At 68.8% G+C, this 17,828-nt stretch carries 6 protein-coding genes; all 6 read right to left on the bottom strand.

The window, feature by feature from the left end:
* Positions 1-8: 8 nt before the first annotated feature.
* The 6 genes from ACWGE0_RS02500 to ACWGE0_RS02525 all read right to left on the bottom strand — a co-directional run bounded on the left by ACWGE0_RS02500 (position 9) and on the right by ACWGE0_RS02525 (position 17,744).
* Positions 9-15,260, bottom strand: a complete 15,252-nt coding sequence (locus ACWGE0_RS02500; protein ID WP_452259103.1) for an SDR family NAD(P)-dependent oxidoreductase — start codon at positions 15,258-15,260, stop codon at positions 9-11.
* Between the two features lie 201 nt (positions 15,261-15,461).
* On the bottom strand, positions 15,462-15,707 hold the full coding sequence (locus tag ACWGE0_RS02505) for a DUF2630 family protein (protein ID WP_452259104.1): 246 nt from the start codon (positions 15,705-15,707) through the stop codon (positions 15,462-15,464).
* Positions 15,708-16,013 (bottom strand): nuclear transport factor 2 family protein, encoded by a 306-nt coding sequence (locus tag ACWGE0_RS02510; RefSeq protein WP_452259105.1) that lies wholly within the window; start codon positions 16,011-16,013, stop codon positions 15,708-15,710.
* Between the two features lie 43 nt (positions 16,014-16,056).
* Positions 16,057-16,245, bottom strand: coding sequence for a hypothetical protein (locus ACWGE0_RS02515; RefSeq protein WP_452259106.1), 189 nt, complete (start codon positions 16,243-16,245; stop codon positions 16,057-16,059).
* A gap of 11 nt (positions 16,246-16,256) precedes the next feature.
* Positions 16,257-17,333, bottom strand: a complete 1,077-nt coding sequence (locus tag ACWGE0_RS02520; RefSeq protein WP_452259107.1) for an anion permease — start codon at positions 17,331-17,333, stop codon at positions 16,257-16,259.
* A 66-nt stretch (positions 17,334-17,399) separates the two neighbouring features.
* Entirely contained in the window at positions 17,400-17,744 is a 345-nt protein-coding gene (locus ACWGE0_RS02525) for a VOC family protein (RefSeq protein WP_452259108.1), read from the bottom strand.
* Positions 17,745-17,828 lie beyond the last annotated feature (84 nt).

The following is a 17,828-nucleotide window of genomic DNA, read 5'->3' on the forward strand; positions in this document are numbered from 1 at the left end:
CCTCCGCCTCAGTGCCCACGGGTGCCCAGCACGAGCCGCACCAGATCGTCGGTGTCCATGTCGTCGATCGCATCGGGCTCGTCCACCACGTCCGCCGGCTCCAGCCCAGCCATCAGGAACTCGGCCAGCGCACCCGGACTCGGGTGGTCGAACACCAACGTCGACGGCAACCGCATCCCGGTCGCGGCACTCAGCCTGTTCCGCAACTCGACGGCAGTGAGCGAGTCGAACCCGAGCTCCTTGAACGTCCGCCCGGCCAACACCCGCCCCGAAGTCCCCAGCACTCCAGCGACCTCATCGCGCACCAAACCGAGCATCTCCTGCCGCGAACCTCCAGCCACCCACGCCGACGCTTCCGACTCCGCCCGGACCCGAATCAGCCCACGCAGCAACGGATGCACCGTCACCTGAGGCGAGGTGTCCAACGGCACCGGTACCACCACGGCCTCACCGCACCGCAACGCCGCGTCGAACAGCCGCAACGCTTCCTCAGTACCCAAGGGCCGAATCCCGCTGCGGGCCATCCGCGCACCATCGGCGTCGCTGAGATGCCCGGTCATACCGCTCTCGTCCGCCCAAAGCCCCCACGCAAGCGACACAGTCGGCAACCCGCGTGCCCGCCGATGCCACGCCAACGCGTCCAAGAACGCATTGGCCGCCGCATAGTTCGCCTGCCCAGGTCCACCGAACGTGCCCGCGGCCGACGAGAAGAACACCACCGGCGCATCCGGCAGCAACTCGTGCAGATGCCAGGCCGCATCAGCCTTGCCCCGCCACACGCCGTCGACGCGCTCGGGCGTGAGCGACGAAATCACGCCGTCGTCGAGCGTTCCCGCCATGTGCACCACAGCATCCACCGGACTCTCGGCCAGCAACCGCCCCAACGCCGCCCGGTCCGCCACATCGCACGCCACCACCGAAACCTCGGCACCAAGCCCCTCCAACTCAGCCCGCAGCTCCGCGGCCTCACCCCGCCTGCTGGCAAGTACCAACCGCGTAACTCCATGCGCGACAACAAGATGCCGCGCCACGAACCCACCAAGCGTGCCTGTTCCACCGGTGATCAGCACCGTTCCTTCGAGCCGGAACCCCTCCGCCACCGACGGCCGTGCGAGTCGTGGCACCAAAACCTCATTGCCCCGCAACGCAAGCTGCGGCTCTCTAGACGCCACCGCCGCCGCCAGCAACTCCTGCGAAACCCCGTCCTCGACATCGACCAGAACGATCCGCCCAGGGTTCTCCGACTGCGCCGACCGCACCAACCCCCAGACCGCCGCCCCAGCCAGGTCCGGATCGTCCCCCGTGGCGTTCTTCGTGACGAGCACAAGCGGTTCCTGTTCGCCCGCAACCCATTCCTGCAGCACCGCCAACGCCTGATGCACGTGCTCCACCTCGACGACGTCCCCCAGAGGTTCCGCCGACCCAAGCGAAATCGGCGTCCACCTGACCGCATACAGTGACTCGGGCACAAGCCGATCAGACGACACAGGCCTCAGCACCAACGAATCCACCTTCAGCACCGCAGCGCCGCTCTCGTCAACCGCGACCAGCGACACCACATCACTCGCGATCGAGGTCAATCGCACCCGCAACACGCCAGCCCCGGTCGCCGCCAACGACACCCCGTTCCAAGCGAACGGCAACCGACCCTCGCAACTGGTCTGCTCACCCAGGAACATCGCGTGCAGCGCGGAATCAAGCAACGCCGGATGAATCCCGAAGCCCGTCTCCCTTTCCTGCAAGCGAACCTCGGCGAACACCTCGCCGTCGCCACGCCAAACCCGCTGCAACCCTTGAAACCGCGGCCCGTAGTCAAACCCGATACCGCTCAACCGCTCATAGAGGTCGCCAACTGCAATCTCTTCTCCAGCGGGCGGCCACTCGATCCCAACCTCCTGCGGCACACCAGGCGCCACCACCCCACTGGCATGCAAGACCCACTCCGCGCCCCGCGAATACACCTCAATCGTTCGCCGACCCGTATCGTCCGTCCCGCCGACCACCACCTGCAGCTCAACAACCACCTCAGGCAACACCAACGGCGCCACAATGGTCAGTTCCTCCACCACTCCACAGCCGGCCTCCTGTGCCGCCTGCAACGCGAGCTCGAGAAACGCCGTTCCCGGCAACAACACCGACCCCAGCACGGCGTGATCAGCCAGCCACGGATGCACGGACAACGACACCTTGCCCGTGAACAGGAACCCGCCCGAGCCCGCCAAGCTGGTCGCGTTGCCCAGCAACGGATGCCCGGCAGCACCGAGCCAGTAATGTTCCCGCTGGAACGCGTAAGTAGGCAGTTCGACCCGCCGCGCGTCAGGACAACACCGAGCCCAGTCGACGTCCGCCCCGCCAACCCAAGCCTGCGCCAGCGACCCCAGGAACCGATCCCAGCCGCCGTCATCCCGGCGCAGCGATCCGACAACGGTCCCATCGACCACGTCCTGAACCCCGATGGTCAACACCGGATGCGCGCTGACCTCGACAAACACCCCATGCCCGTCCTCGGCAAGCTGTTTCGTCGCCTGCTCGAACCTGACCGTGTTGCGCAGATTCTCGTACCAGTACCGCGCATCGAGCCCAGCCGTGTCGAACCGCTCACCCGTCAACGTCGAATAGAAGTCGATCTCAGCACTACGCGGCTCAATCCCCTGCAACGCCTCAAGAATCTCGTCCCGCACAGCCTCCACATGCGGCGTGTGCGACGCGTAGTCCACCGGAACCCACCGCGCATGCACGCCATCGGCCTCACAAGCCGCCAACAGCTCCCGCAGCGCCCCGACCTCACCGGCAAGCACCGTCGCAGCAGGCCCGTTCACCGCCGCAACATGCACCCGCCACTGCTGTGCGAGCTCCGCAGCCCGATCGGCGGACGCCGCCACCGAAACCATGCCACCCGTACCCGCAAGCTTCACAATCGCCGCGCTGCGCAGACACACCACCTTCGCACCATCCTCAATGGACAATGCCCCCGCGACGACCGCAGCCGCGATCTCCCCTTGCGAATGCCCGACAACCGCCTGCGGCTCAACCCCGAACTCCCGCCACAACCCGGCCAACGACACCATCACGGCCCACAGCGCCGGCTGCACAACCTCAACCCGCTCGAGCGCCGCAGCATCCTGAAGCACCTCGAACAGATCCCAGTCCACCCACCGCCCCAGCGCCGCCGCGCACTCCCCCATCCGCGCAGCGAACACCGGCGACGACTCGACCAACTCCACCGCCATGCCCACCCACTGCGCCCCCTGGCCGGGAAACACGAACGCCACCCGCCCGTCGCCCCCTGCACAACCAGACGCGACCTCGATACCGCCCAACAGGATCGCCCGGTGCGCGAACACCGACCTGGCCGCCAGAGTGCCGCCAACGTCCGCCGCATCAAGGCCAGGGTGATCACCCACGAACGCCACCAGCCGCTCGACCTGCGCCCGCAGCGCCGCCTCAGTCTTGGCCGAAACCACCCACGGCACCGACCCCGCAACCACGCTCGCCCGGCCAATCTCCGACTCCGCCTGGCCAGCCACAGCAGCCACCGCATCCGCCGCACCCGTCGAGGCCGTCCCACCTGTCGAGGCCGCACCGCCCGTCGAGCCCGCCGTGGCCGTCGAGCCCGCCCCATCCATCGGAATCGATTCGGATTGGCAGGCCCCCTGGGGGGATCGGGTCCCCACTCCAATCATCTCAACCAGGTCTGACAATTCCGGAGCATCCGCGGATTCCAAGATCAAGTGCGCGTTGGTGCCGCTCATCCCGAACGACGACACGGCCGCCCGGCGCGGCGCAGACCCAGCGGGCCACGGCCGGGCCTCGGTCAGCAGCTTCACCGAGCCCGCCGACCAGTCCACGTGCGGCGTCGGCGAATCCACGTGCAAGGTCGCCGGCAGCAGGCCGTGCCGCATCGCCTGCACCATCTTGATCACGCCACCGACCCCGGCCGCCGCCTGCGCGTGGCCGATGTTCGACTTCAACGACCCCAGCCACAGCGGTTCCGCGCGCTGGCCGTAGGTCGCGATCAGCGCCTGCGCCTCTATCGGATCGCCCAAAGCAGTGCCGGTGCCATGCGCTTCGACGACGTCGACATCGGCCGAGGACAACCCCGCCGCCGCCAGCGCCGCACGGATCACCCGCTGCTGCGACGGACCGTTAGGAGCCGTCAGCCCGTTCGACGCACCGTCCTGATTCACCGCCGACCCGCGCACGACCGCGAGCACCTCGTGGCCGTTGCGTTGGGCATCGGAAAGACGTTCCACCAACAACACACCCACGCCTTCTGCCCATGCGGTGCCATCAGCAGAAGCCGCGAACGGCTTGCACCGACCGTCAGGCGCGAGCGCGCGCTGCTTGCTGAACTCGGCGAACGCGATCGGGGTCGGCATCACGGTCGCGCCACCAACCAGTGCGAGCGAGCACTCGCCGTTCCGCAACGCCTGGGCAGCCCAGTGCAACGCCACCAACGACGACGAGCACGCGGTGTCGACCGTGATCGCCGGCCCCTCCAGCCCGAACGTGTAAGCCACCCGACCGGAAGCGACGCTGGCCGCGCTGCCCGTGCCGAGATAGCCCATGACCTCGTCGGGCGCGCGGTCGTACAGCCGAGACGCGTAGTCGTGGTAGACGACGCCGGTGAACACTCCGGTTTGGCTGCCGCGCAACGACAACGGGTCGATGCCGGCCCGTTCCACCGCCTCCCAGGACACCTCCAGCAACAACCGCTGCTGCGGGTCCATCGCGAGCGCTTCACGCGGGTTGATCCCGAAGAAGTCCGCGTCGAACTCCCCCGCGTCGTGCAGGAAGCCACCCTCGCGGACATAAGACTTCTCGAACTCCCAGCCACGGTCCACCGGCGGCCCGCTGATCGCGTCACGCCCCTCAGCCACCAGCCGCCACAGGTCGTCCGGCGACGCAACGCCGCCGGGATACCGGCACGCCATCCCGACGATCGCGATCGGCTCATCGGAACGAGCCACCTCAACCGACTCTCTGCGCCCGCCACGCAGGTGATCCGCCAGCGCCTGCGGAGTCGGATGGTCGAACAACAACGTGGCGGGCAACGCCATGCCGGTCGCGGTCGACAGCCTGTTGCGCAGCTGCACCGCCATCAGCGAGTCGAATCCGAACTCGCTGAACGCGCGCGCCGGGTCAACCGCGTCAGAACCCTCGTGACCAAGCACCACTGCTGTGTGCGCGCGCACCAAGTCGAGCAAGTCACGCTCTGGAGCGCTCACCACGGTCGTTGGTGCCGAACCGTCCAGCCAGTAACGCTTGCGCTGGAACGCGTAGGTCGGCATGTCGACGCGACGCGCATCCGTTCCGTCGAACAACCGTGTCCAATTCACCGGCACGCCACGCACGTACAACTCGGCCAGCGCCGTCAGCAACGCAACGGGTTCGTGCCCGTCCCGCAACGCAGTGGCGAACACGCATCCGTTCACCGAGGACAAGTTGTCCGCGGCCAAAGCGGTAAGTACGCCACGAGGACCCAACTCCAGGAACGCCGTCACGCCCTCGTCCGCCAGAGTGCGCACCGCGTCGCCAAACCGCACGGTCCGGCGCACGTGCTCAACCCAGTACTCCGGCGAGCTGATCTGACCGGCCACCACGGGAATCGACGGTTCCCGATAGGTCAGGCCTTCCGCGACGCGCCGGAAGTCGTCCAGCATCGGTTCGACGAGCGGCGAGTGGAAGGCATGACTGACGTCGATCCGTTTCGACTTCGCGAACCGGGCCGCGATCGCGAGCACCTCGCCCTCGTCGCCGGAGATCACCACCGCCTCCGGCCCGTTCACCGCCGCGAGGTCGACCCGCCCGGTCAGCAACGGCACGATCTCCTGCTCGCTCGCCTGGATCGCCACCATCGCGCCACCAACGGGCAACGCCTGCATCAACCTGCCACGCGCCGCCACGAGCGTCGCCGCGTCCTCAAGCGACAGCACCCCAGCGACGTGAGCTGCCGCCAGCTCGCCGATCGAGTGCCCCGCAAGGAAGTCAGGCCGCACGCCGAACCACTCCACCAGCCGGAACAACGCCACTTGCACCGCGAACAGCGCACTCTGCGTGTCCGCGGTCTGATCGAGCGGGCCGCCACCGAAGACGACATCCCGCAGCTCGCCACCCAGGTGCGCGCACACCGCGTCGAACGCCCTCGCGAACACCGGGAACGCCTCGTACAGCTCCCGCCCCATGCCCGGCCGCTGGCTGCCCTGCCCGCTGAACATGAACGCCACCCGGCGCCCGGCCACCGCGACGCCCTCCACGACGTGTGGGCTCACCTTGCCCTCAGCGAGGGCCTCCAGCCCGTCGCCGATGACCACTGCCCGGTGCTCAAGTGCCGCCCGCGTGGTGACGAGCGAGTACCCGAGGTCCACCCGCCTCACGTCCTCGCACGCCAGCAGTCGGCCTGCCTGGGCCCGCAACCGTTCCGCGCTCTTCGCGGACACGAGCAACGGCACCACGCCCTGCTCGCTAGACTCGCTGCTCGGAATCGATTCGGATTGGCAGGCCCCCTGGGGGGATCGGGTCCCCACTCCAATCATCTCAACCAGGTCTGACAATTCCGGAACATCCGCGAATTCCAAGATCAAGTGCGCATTCGTGCCCGACACACCGAACGACGACACCGCAGACCTGCGCGGACGGTCCAACGATGGCCAAGGCTGAGCCGAAGTCAGCAGCGAAACCGCCCCGGAAGCCCAGTCGACGTGTGGTGTCGGCGCATCCACGTGCAGGGTGCGCGGCAGCAAGCCGTGCCGCATCGCCATCACCGCCTTGATCACGCCACCCACCCCGGCAGCCGCCTGGGCGTGACCGATGTTCGACTTCAAGGACCCGAGCCACACCGGATCAGGCCGCTGCCCATAGGTGGCCAGCAAGGCCTGGGCCTCGATCGGGTCGCCCAGGACGGTCCCGGTGCCATGCGCTTCGACGAGATCGACGTCGGCGACGGACAGCCCGGCCGACGCGAGCGCCCGCCGGATCACGCGCTCCTGCGAGGGGCCGTTCGGCGCGGTGAGGCCGTTCGACGCGCCGTCGGAGTTCACGGCGGAACCCCGGACAACAGCGAGCACGGGGTGTCCGTTGCGCTCGGCGTCTGAGAGGCGCTCCAGCAGGAGCACGCCGACGCCCTCGGACCAGCCGGTGCCGTCGGCCGATGCGGCGAAGGCCTTGCAGCGGCCGTCTGGGGAGAGTCCGCGTTGCCGGCTGAACTCGACGAACGTGGCGGGTGTCGCCATCACCGCGACGCCGCCGGCCAGGGCCAGGGAGCATTCGCCGTTCCGCAGGGCTTGTGCGGCCCAGTGCAGGGCCACCAAGGACGAGGAGCATGCCGTGTCGACCGTGATGGCCGGGCCTTCGAGGCCCAGCGAGTAGGCGACGCGGCCGGACGCCACGCTGCCTGCTGTGCCGAGGCCCAGGTAGGCCTCGACGTCGTCAGGGATCTCGTCCAGCCGGGAGGCGTAGTCGTGGTACATGACGCCGGTGAACACGCCGGTTTCACTGCCGCGCAACGACGACGGGTCGATGCCGGCGCGTTCGAGCACCTCCCACGAGACCTCGAGCAACAGGCGTTGCTGCGGGTCCATGGCGAGCGCCTCGCGGGGTGAGAGGCCGAAGAAGTCGGCGTCGAACTCCCCTGCGTCGTAGAGGAAACCGCCGTGGCGCGCCGAGGACTTGCCTGCGCGGTCTGGGTCGGGGTCGTACAGGGCGTCGACGTCCCAGCCGCGGTCTGCCGGGAACTCGCCGATCGCGTCGACCTCGTTGAGCACCAGGTCCCACAGGTCTTCTGGTGAACGGACACCGCCTGGGTAGCGGCACGCCATGCCGACGATCGCGATCGGTTCGCCTGAGGAGACCTGCTTGGCGACACGCGGAACCGGGCGTGTACCGCGCAGTTCTGCGTGGAGGCGTTCGGCCAGGGCCTGTGGTGTCGGGTGGTCGAAGACGAGCGTGGCGGGCAGGCGGAGGTCCGTGGCGGCCGACAGGCGGTTGCGGAGTTCTACGGCGGTCAGCGAGTCGAAGCCGAGTTCGGCGAAGGCGCGGCTCGGTTCCACGGCGTTCGGGGTGTGACCGAGAACCGCGGCGGTGTTGGAGCGCACCAGGTCCAGCAGGGTGCGGAGCTGGTCCTGTTCGGGGAGAGCCGGCAGGCGACTGGGTTGGCGGGTGCGGATCAGGTTGCGCAGCAACGGGTTCGTCGAGGCGCGCTGGTCGAGTTGTGCGGCGACGAAGGTGGGCTCGTCGGCGCGCAAGGCCGCGTCGAACAGCGCGAGGCCGGTCTCGTCGGACATCGCGATGGTGTTGTCGCGGATGCCTGCTCCGGCGAGGTGGGCGGTCAGAGCACTGGTTCGCTCCCAGAGGCCCCACGCAATGGAGATCGCGGGCAGGCCGCGTGAACGGCGGTGCTGCGCCAGGGCGTCCAGGAAGGCGTTGGCTGCGGCGTAGTTGCCCTGGCCAGGGCTGCCGAACACGCCCGCCACCGACGAGAACAGCACCAACGGAACGGTGGGCGCGAGTTCGTGCAGGTTCAGCGCGGCGGTGGCCTTGGGGCGCAACACCTTGTCGAGGCGTTCGGAGGTCAGTGAGGTGATCACGCCGTCGTCGAGGACGCCCGCGGCGTGGACCACGGCCGTCAGATCGGGAATGCGGTCGAGCAGGGCCGACAGTTCGGCACGGTCGGCGGCGTCGCAGGCTGCGAACGTGACGTGCGCGCCCAGTTCGGTGAGCTCGGCTTCCAGGTCTGCGGCGACGCCGGTTCGGCTCACGAGCACCAGCTGCTGCACGCCGTGGGTTATGACGAGGTGCCGGGCGAGCAAGCCGCCCAACGTGCCGGTGCCGCCGGTGATCAGGACGGTGCCACGACCCAAGTCGAAGTCCGAAGTGGACGATTGGGCACGCTCCAGCCGTGGCACGAAAGCTTTGCCGTCGCGCACCATCAACTGCGGCTCGCCGGACGCGATCGCCGCAGGAAGCAACGCGTCACCGTCGATCAGGATGATCCGCCCCGGATGTTCGGACTGTGCCGAACGCACCAGGCCCCACACCGCTGCGCCGTCGGGATCGGGGTCGTCGAGGTCGACCGCACCCTGAGTGAGCACGACGAGACGGGTGTCCGCGCCGATCCACTGCTGCAGCTCTTCGAGGGCGGCGTGGACGTTCTGCGGCGACACCACGACCACGTCATCCGGCATGTCGGCGACGTCGGGCAACGTGATGGGTGTCCACGTGACTCGGTACAGCGAGTTCACGGGCGCCAGGTCTTTGAGCGGAATCGGCCGTAGCGCAAGGGATTTCACGGTCGCGACGGGTAGTCCGGCGGTGTCGGCGAGCTGCAGCGCGATGTTGTCGCCGTTGCGGGTCAAGCGGACGCGCAGTGCGGTTGCGCCCGACGTGAACAGCTCTACGCCGTTCCACGAGAACGGCAGAAGTGCTTGCTCTTGCTGCGTTTCTCCCCAGCCTGCCAGTGCGATCGGGTGCAACGCGGCGTCGAGCAGCGCCGGGTGCAGGCTGAAGTCGGCGGGATCGCCCGGCAGGTGCACCTCGGCGAAGAGTTCGTCGCCGCGTCGCCACAACGCGGTCAGGCCCTGGAACTCCGGGCCGTACTCGTAGCCACGGGCGGCCAACGTGTCGTAGGCGCCGCGGAGGTCGATCGCGGTGGTGTTCGCTGGTGGCCATTCGCGGAGGTCGAAAGGCTTGGCGACGGCGTTGGTCAGCGTGCCGCTTGCGTGCCGGCGCCACTGCTCGCCTTGGCGGCTGTGCACGGTGAAGGAGCCGTGCTGGTCGACCGCGAACTGGACGTCGATCGTGCCGCTGGCCGGGAGGATCAGCGGCGCCTCGATGATGAGCTCGTCGATCGCCTCGTGGCCGACCACCTTGCCGGCGGCCAGCGCCATCTCGACGAATGCCGTGCCGGGCAACAGAACCGTGCCGGACGCCGCGTGGTCGGCGAGCCACGTTCGTTGCGAGAGGCGGGTGGTGAACACCGTTGTGCCGGCATCCGCGAGTTCGACGGACGTTCCGAGCAACGGGTGACCGTTCGGGCGCGGCTCCAGCCAGTAGCGTTGGCGCTGGAAGGCGTAGGTGGGGAGGTCGACGTGGCGGCCGTTGAACTGCCAGTTGACGCTCACTCCCCGCACCCACAGCTGCGCGGCCGAGGTGTGGAAGCGGTCGTGGCCGCCGTCGTCGCGGCGAAGGGTGCCGAAGCCGGTCAGCAGCACCGGGTGCGGGCTGATTTCGAGGAGGATCCGGTCGTCCAGTTCGCGGACGACCTGGTCGTACTGGACGGTTTCGCGCAGGTTGCGGTACCAGTACTCGGCGTCCAGGGTGCCGCCGCCACAGGTGGAGAGGAACGGGATCGCCGGGTCCCGGGGCTCGATACCGGCGAGCGCGGTCAGCAGTTCGTCGCGGAGTTCCTCGACGTGGGCGGAGTGTGAGGCGTAGTCGACGGGGATCCGTTTGCCTGCCACTGTGTTGAGCGCTTCGAGGTCGCCCGACAGGACGAACGAATCGGGTCCGTTGATCGCTGCCACGGACAGGCGCGGGTCCAGGTGTTCGGGCAGGGTAGTGACGGCGATCATGCCGCCCTTGCCCGCGAGCCTGGTGATCAGCTTGGCGCGCAGGGCGACCACTTGCGCTCCGTCCTCAATGGACAGAGCGCTTGCCACGACTGCTGCCGCGATTTCGCCCTGAGAATGGCCGATGACGGCTTGCGGTTCCACGCCGTGCGCCTGCCAGAGGTGAGCCAGCGACACCATCACTGCCCACAGCGCGGGTTGGACAACCTCGACGCGTGCCAGTGCTTCTGGATCTTTCAGCACGTCGAACAGGTTCCAGTCGACGTACGGTCGCAGGGCTTGGGCGCAGTCGGCCATGCGTTGGGCGAACGCCGGGGACTCGACCAGCAGTTGCGTGCCCATGCCGGCCCACTGCGAGCCTTGGCCGGGGAACACGAACACCACTTCCGGGTTGTCGGCGGTGCCGGATGCGAGCTCGGTGTGGCCTTGGAGCACCGCGCGGTGCGGGAAGGCCGAACGGGTCGCGAGGGTGGCGGCGACGTCTGCGGGGTCGGGGTCGTGGCTGTCCACGAAGGCGAGCAGCTGTTCGATCTGGGCCCGCAGCGCCGTTTCGGTCTTGGCCGACACCAGCCACGGCATCGCTCCGTTGCCGCCCCTGGCCTCGGGCAACGTGCCAGAGCCGCCCCGGCACTCGCCTCCACACCGGCACTCGCTTCCGCGCCGGCTTTCGCCTCCACACCGGCATTCGCTTCCGCGCCGGCTTTCGCCTCCACACCGGCTCTCGCTTCCGCCCTGGCTGTCGCCTCCACACCGGCACTCGCCTCCACACGGGCACTCGCTTCCGCCCTGGCACTCACCACCGCACCGGCACTCGCCTCCGCGCCGGCCCTCGCCGCCGCGTTGGCTCTCGCTCCCGCCCTGACCTTTGCTCCCGCCCTCGACCGGGCCCTCGCGCCTGCCCCCGGCCATCGGAATCGATTCGGATTGGCAGACCCCCTGGGGGGATCGGGTCCCCACTCCAATCATCTCAACCAGGTCTGACAATTCCGGAGCATCCGCGGATTCCAAGATCAAGTGCGCATTCGTGCCCGACACACCGAACGACGACACCGCCGCCCGACGCGGCCGTCCCAGCGATGGCCACGGCTGCGAGGACGTCAGCAGCGAGACCGCGCCAGAAGACCAGTCGACGTGTGGCGACGGCGCGTCCACGTGCAGGGTCCGCGGCAGCAAGCCATGCCGCATCGCCATCACCATCTTGATCACGCCACCCACACCAGCGGCAGCCTGGGTATGGCCGATGTTCGACTTCAACGACCCCAGCCACACCTGATCGGACCGCTGCCCATACGTGGCCAGCAGGGCCTGCGCCTCGATCGGATCACCCAACACGGTCCCGGTGCCATGCGCTTCGACGACGTCGACATCGGCAGCAGAGAGGCCGGCTGAGGACAGCGCCGCCCGGATCACGCGTTGCTGGGCGGGGCCGCTGGGTGCGGTCAGGCCGTTCGAGGCGCCGTCGGAGTTGATGGCCGAGCCGCGCAGGACGGCCAGCACCGGGTGGCCGTTGCGGCGGGCGTCGGACAGGCGTTCCAGCAGGACTACGCCGACGCCTTCGGACCAGCTGGTGCCATCGGCGGCGGAGGCGAAGGCTTTGCAGCGGCCGTCCGCGGAAAGCGCGCCTTGGCGCGAGAACTCCACGAACGTGGCCGGTGTGGCCATCACGGCCACGCCGCCGGCCAGGGCCAGTGTGCAGTCGCCGCGTCGCAGGGCTTGGGCGGCCAGGTGCAGGGAGACCAGGGACGAGGAGCAAGCGGTGTCGACGGTGATGGCCGGGCCCTCGAAGCCGAAGGTGTAGGCGACGCGGCCGGAGATGATGCTGCCCGCGGTGCCGATGTCGTCGTGGGTGCCGTAGTCGTGGTGCATGGCGCCGGTGAACACGCCGGTGTGGCTGCCGCGCAACGACAACGGGTCGATGCCCGCGTGTTCGAAGGCTTCCCAGGAGACTTCCAGCAGCAGGCGTTGCTGCGGGTCCATCGTGAGCGCCTCGCGGGGTGAGATGCCGAAGAAGTCGGCGTCGAACGAACCCGCGTCGTGCAGGAAGCCGCCATGACGAACGTCCAGTGAGTCCAGGTCCCAGCCGCGGTCGGACGGGAACGAACCGATCGCGTCCACTTCGCAGGACACCAGGCGCCACAGGTCTTCCGGCGAACGGACGCCACCTGGGTAGCGGCAGGCCATGCCGACGATCGCGATCGGCTCATCCGACGGCGCCTGAACAGCGACGATCGGCACGACGCCGAACAGCTGGGCGTGCAGGTGAGCGGCGAGAGCCGAGCAGGTCGGGTGGTCGAACGCGCAGGTCGCGCCCAGCAGCAGACCCGTTGACGCGACAAGGTCGTTGCGCAGCTCCACTGCACCGAGAGAGGACAGGCCCAGCTCGCGGAACGGGCGGTCGACCGAAACAGGCGAGGAGCACAAACGGGCCGCGGCGGTGCGAACGATGTCCAGCAGCACGGCGGAGCGCTCAGGCGGGGACAGCGAGGTCAGGCGGTCGCGCAACGGTGTGCCGGACGGTTCGGTGGCGGGAGCGGTGACGCGCAAGCAGCAATGCGAGGAGGTAAGAGCGTCCAGCACATCGATGGCGCCGTCGCCCCACTCCAGCGAGACCGCGGGCAGGCCCTGCGAGCGGCGGTGCCGGGCCGCCGCGTCGCAGAAGGCGCCCAGGTCGGGACGGGACGGAGGCCAGCACAGCACGAGCGGGACGCTGACGGTGAGATCGGCTGTCTCAGGGGAGGTGTGGATGATCAGCGCCGCCTCGGACGAAGAGCCGACACCCTCGAGCTCGGCGGCCATCGGGCCGGAGCCGAGGACCGCGACTGGTCCCAGCGGTTCGTGCACCGCGGGCAACCTGGTCAGCCGCGGAGCCAGCACCACGCCGTCGCGCACGGCCAGTTGCGATTCGCCGGACGCCACAACCGCTGGCAGATCAACGGAATCCGTGTCGACGTCGACCAGCACGACGCGGTTCGGACGTGCCAGACCCCACGCGGAAGCCCAAGCGAGATCGAGAACGCCCTCGGTGTCGTTCACGGCGATGGCCCGACGCGTCACGATCACGAACCGGGCGGACGGCGCAGGGTCCGAGGCCAGCCAGGTATCGACCTGAGCCGCGAAGTCTCCACTGTGGACGATCGTGAGCTCGAACTCGGACCCACCAGCGACAACCGGAACCCACTCGACGCCGTAGAGCGGCCGAGAGGAGGCACGAAGCAGAGAAGGCTGCGCGGCCAACCTGTGGCGGAAGATCTTGCCCGACGGCGTTCGTGGCACCGAGGAAACCTCGCGCAGCTCCGCAGGAACCTTGGCCGCGGAGAGCTGCGCACGGCACCCGGAAAGCACGGAGGCGGGGTCGAAACCCTGCCCTGGCACCACATACGCGACCGGCACCTCGCCGAGCACCTCGTCAAAAGAACCGGCCACGGCGGCGTCGAGGACACCGGGGAGCTGGAGCAGTACACGTTCGATCTCGGCGGGATGGATGTTCTCGCCGCCGCGGATGATGAGTTCCTTGGTGCGGCCGGTGATCGTCAGGTAGCCCTGCGAGTCGCGGCGGGCCAGGTCGCCGGTGCGGTACCAGCCGTCCAGGAGCACGGAAGGCTGGTTGTGGTAGCCGGTCATGAGGTTCGGGCCGCTGACCCACACCTCGCCCTCGGACCCGCGAGGAACATCGGCACCGGCGGAATCCACCAGACGCACGCTCACGCCCGGCACCGGCAGGCCGCACGAACCCGGGACGCGCAGGCCGGAAGGCCAGTTCACGGCGATCATGCCGCACGTCTCGGTGCTGCCGTAGCCGTCGAGCAGCGGAACGCCGAAGGCCGCTTCGAAGTCGGCGGACAACGCGGCCGAGCACACGGAACCGGCGGTGACGCAGACGCGCAACCTCGAAGCGACACCTCCGGCACGCACGAGCTGGTGGTACATCGCGGGAACGCCGGCCAGGAACGTGACGTCCGAACGCAACTCCGCCAGCACGGCTTCGACGGAGAACCCGCTCTGGATCCGTGCGGTGGCACCGATCGCGGTCACTGCCAGCACGCACAGACCGTGCGCGAAGCTGTGGAACAACGGCGCCGGCCACAACACCACGTCGGCCGAAGAAAGCCCGTAGATCGGCACATAACAGGCGGCGACCGACCACAGGCAGCTGCGCTGGGTCGACACCACGCCCTTGGGTTTGCCGGTGGTGCCGGACGTGTAGAGCATCCACGCCGGCTCGTCCAGCCCGAGATCATCCCGAGCCGGAGCAGAACCACCAGATGCCAGCACGGAGAACGACGACGCGTCAGCGGGAACCGTGTCACCGACGATGATGAGCGACCGGACGCCCAGGCGCCGCAACTGATCCACGTGCGCCGCGTCGGTGATCACGACCGAGGCACCGCTGTCCGACAGGAAGTGCGCGAGCTCGGCGGACGAGGACTCCGGGTTCAGCGGCACGCAGACAGCGCTCGCCCTGGTGATCGCCAGATAGCTCTCGACCACCTCGACGCGGTTGCCGAGCAGGATCGCCACCCGCCCGCCGCGCGGCACCAGACCGGCGAGGTGACCGGCCAGCCGCCGGGTGCGCAGCTCCAGGTCCGCATAGGTGACCGAGCGCCAGAGGTCCGAGAACGCGACCTTGTCACCTAAGTGCGCGGCGTGCGCCTTGAGCAGGTCGGGCAACGGCCGGATCAGCTCGGCACGCAACATGGACGCACACCTCCGTGAAGTCTCGGTGCGTCCAAGCCTTGCCGCGAAACCCGGCCGCCGATCCCCCTAAGCGACCCCTAGGCCGGCGGGATCCAGCTCACTCGGCCTCACCACGCCGATCGGCGTTCGCACAGGCCGAGCGCGAACAAAAAGCGCCACCGGGAAATATCCCAGTGGCGCTTGTGAAAATCTGGAAAACGGCTACTGCAGGTAGCCCTCGACCTCACCGACGGAACGAGCAGGCACGTCGTCCGCGTTCTCGCCCTGCGAACGGGCCGCACGGCGCCGGCGCAGCAGGTCCCAGCACTGGTCGAGAGCCTCTTCCAGGGCGCGCAGGCGGTCCTTCTCCTCTGCGGAGGAGATCTCGCCGGCCACCACGCGTTCGCGGAGCGCGTGCTCCTCGGCGACCAGCTCGTTGATGCGGCCCAGCACGGATTCGTCGGTCATCTACGCCTGTCCCGTCTCGAAGCGCTTCACTCGCTCGGACTCTACGTCGAAACGCCAGTACGTGCGCATCTCGCCCCACGTGTCGTTGCGGTACCGGATGATCAGGGACTTTCCGTCCGCGGAGGACGATTCGACCTCCATGTGGCCGTTGTCGTCGAAGATCTCCTTGGCGGTCCACGCGCGCACGTCGCGGTCGGTGCCGTCGTCGGACATGGACACGTCCGGCGTGAGCAGGTCGAAGAACGCCGTCCTGTCGCCCGCGTTCACCGCGGCGATGAACGCGTCCACGGTCGGATCGCTGGTCATGAGTGCCTGTATACCGCTCACTCCGGGCGGTCGCAGGGGCCACTCAATGCACGGCGACCAGATAAATGCCGTACGCGACGAGGGCGGCACACGCCAGGAAAGACAGCGCAGGCACAACGCGATGACCTCGGTCCGCGACGGCCAACCCCGCCGAGAACAACGTCACCACGCCCACGCCGAGTACCAGCGACACGGCCAAGACCTCGCCCAACCCGGTCCAGTCGATGTTCATGAAAGCGCTCCTCAGACGTTGTGCGCGCCGACGGGATTGCGGCGGGACAGGATCCAGGCCCCGGCGCCGACCATCGCGCCGATCACCGCCACCACGAGCACACCGGCGGTCCCCTGCGCGGCGGTCTCCCCCGCCAGGGCACCGACGACGGCGGCCGCGGGCAGGGTGAGCACCCAGGCGGCGGCCATGCGCCCGGCGACGGTCCACCGCACGTCCGCCAGCCGCTTGCCGACGCCGGACCCGACCACGCCACCCGCGCACACGTGCGTGGTGGACAGCGCGAAGCCCAGCTGCGAGGACGTGAGGATCACCGCGGCCGCGCTGGTCTCGGCCGCGAAACCCTGCGTGGGTTCGACGTCGGTGATGCGCCGGCCCATGGTCTGGATGATCCGCCACCCACCCAGCCACGTGCCCAGGGCGATCGCCACGCCCGCGGACACGATCACCCACAGCGGCGGTTCGGCACCGGCCGGCAGCGTCCCGGCGGTGATCAGGGTCAACGTGATGACACCCATCGTCTTCTGCGCGTCGTTCGTGCCGTGTGCCAACGACACCAACGACGCCGACGCGATCTGCCCGTACCGGAACCCACGGGTCGCGGTGGACGCACGGCGCGTCAGGCGGTAGGCGATGAACGTGCCGATGGCCGCCACCAGCCCCGCGATCAACGGCGAGGCAACGGCGGGCACGAGCACCTTCTCGACCACGGCGGTGAACCGGACCGCGTCCGAACCTGCCGCCACCCAGGTCGCGCCGATCAGACCGCCGAACAGGGCGTGCGACGAGCTGGACGGCAGCCCGAGCAGCCACGTCGCGAGGTTCCACACCACCGCTCCGACCAGGCCGCCGAACACCACGGCCGGCCCGATCCGCGTCTCGTCGACGAGCCCGCTAGAGATGGTCTGCGCGACCTCGATGGACAGGAACGCGCCCACCAGGTTCAGCACGGCGGACACCGCGACCGCGACCCGTGGCGGCAACGCGCCGGTCGCGATCGAGGTGGCCATGGCGTTCGCGGTGTCGTGGAAGCCGTTGGTGAAGTCGAACACCAACGCGGTCACCACGACGACGACAACTAGGACCTCCATGAACGTCGGAGTTGCCGCACGGGGTGAACACGCACCTACGTCGAGATGAACTACGGCAACAACGAACTACGGCAGCGCTGCCAGCGACAGGCTGTTGCCGTCCGGATCCAGCACCTCGACGTGCCGGACGCCGTTGGAGTACGTCTCGACCGGCTCGTGGGTCACGCCGCGCTGCTCCAACCGGGCCAGGGTCTCCTCGAACTCGGTCCCGGACACCCCGAACGTGATCATCGAGCCGCCCACCCGCGACGACCGCACCTCACGAGAGTCGAGCACGAGGTAGGCGTTCTGCCCGACCTGCCAGAGGTACTCCTCGCCGATGACCTCGTCCGCCTCGCGGCCGAAGAACACCCCGTACCACTCCCTCGACCTGGCCAGGTCGCTCACACACATCACGCTGTGCAGGTCCACGCGATCCACCCTCCCAGTACTGGTCGAGAGGGTGGACCGGACGCGCGGACAGAACTCATCGGTGTCAGCTGCTTCGAGGCAGGT

The organism is Lentzea sp. NPDC054927, from assembly GCF_053610285.1.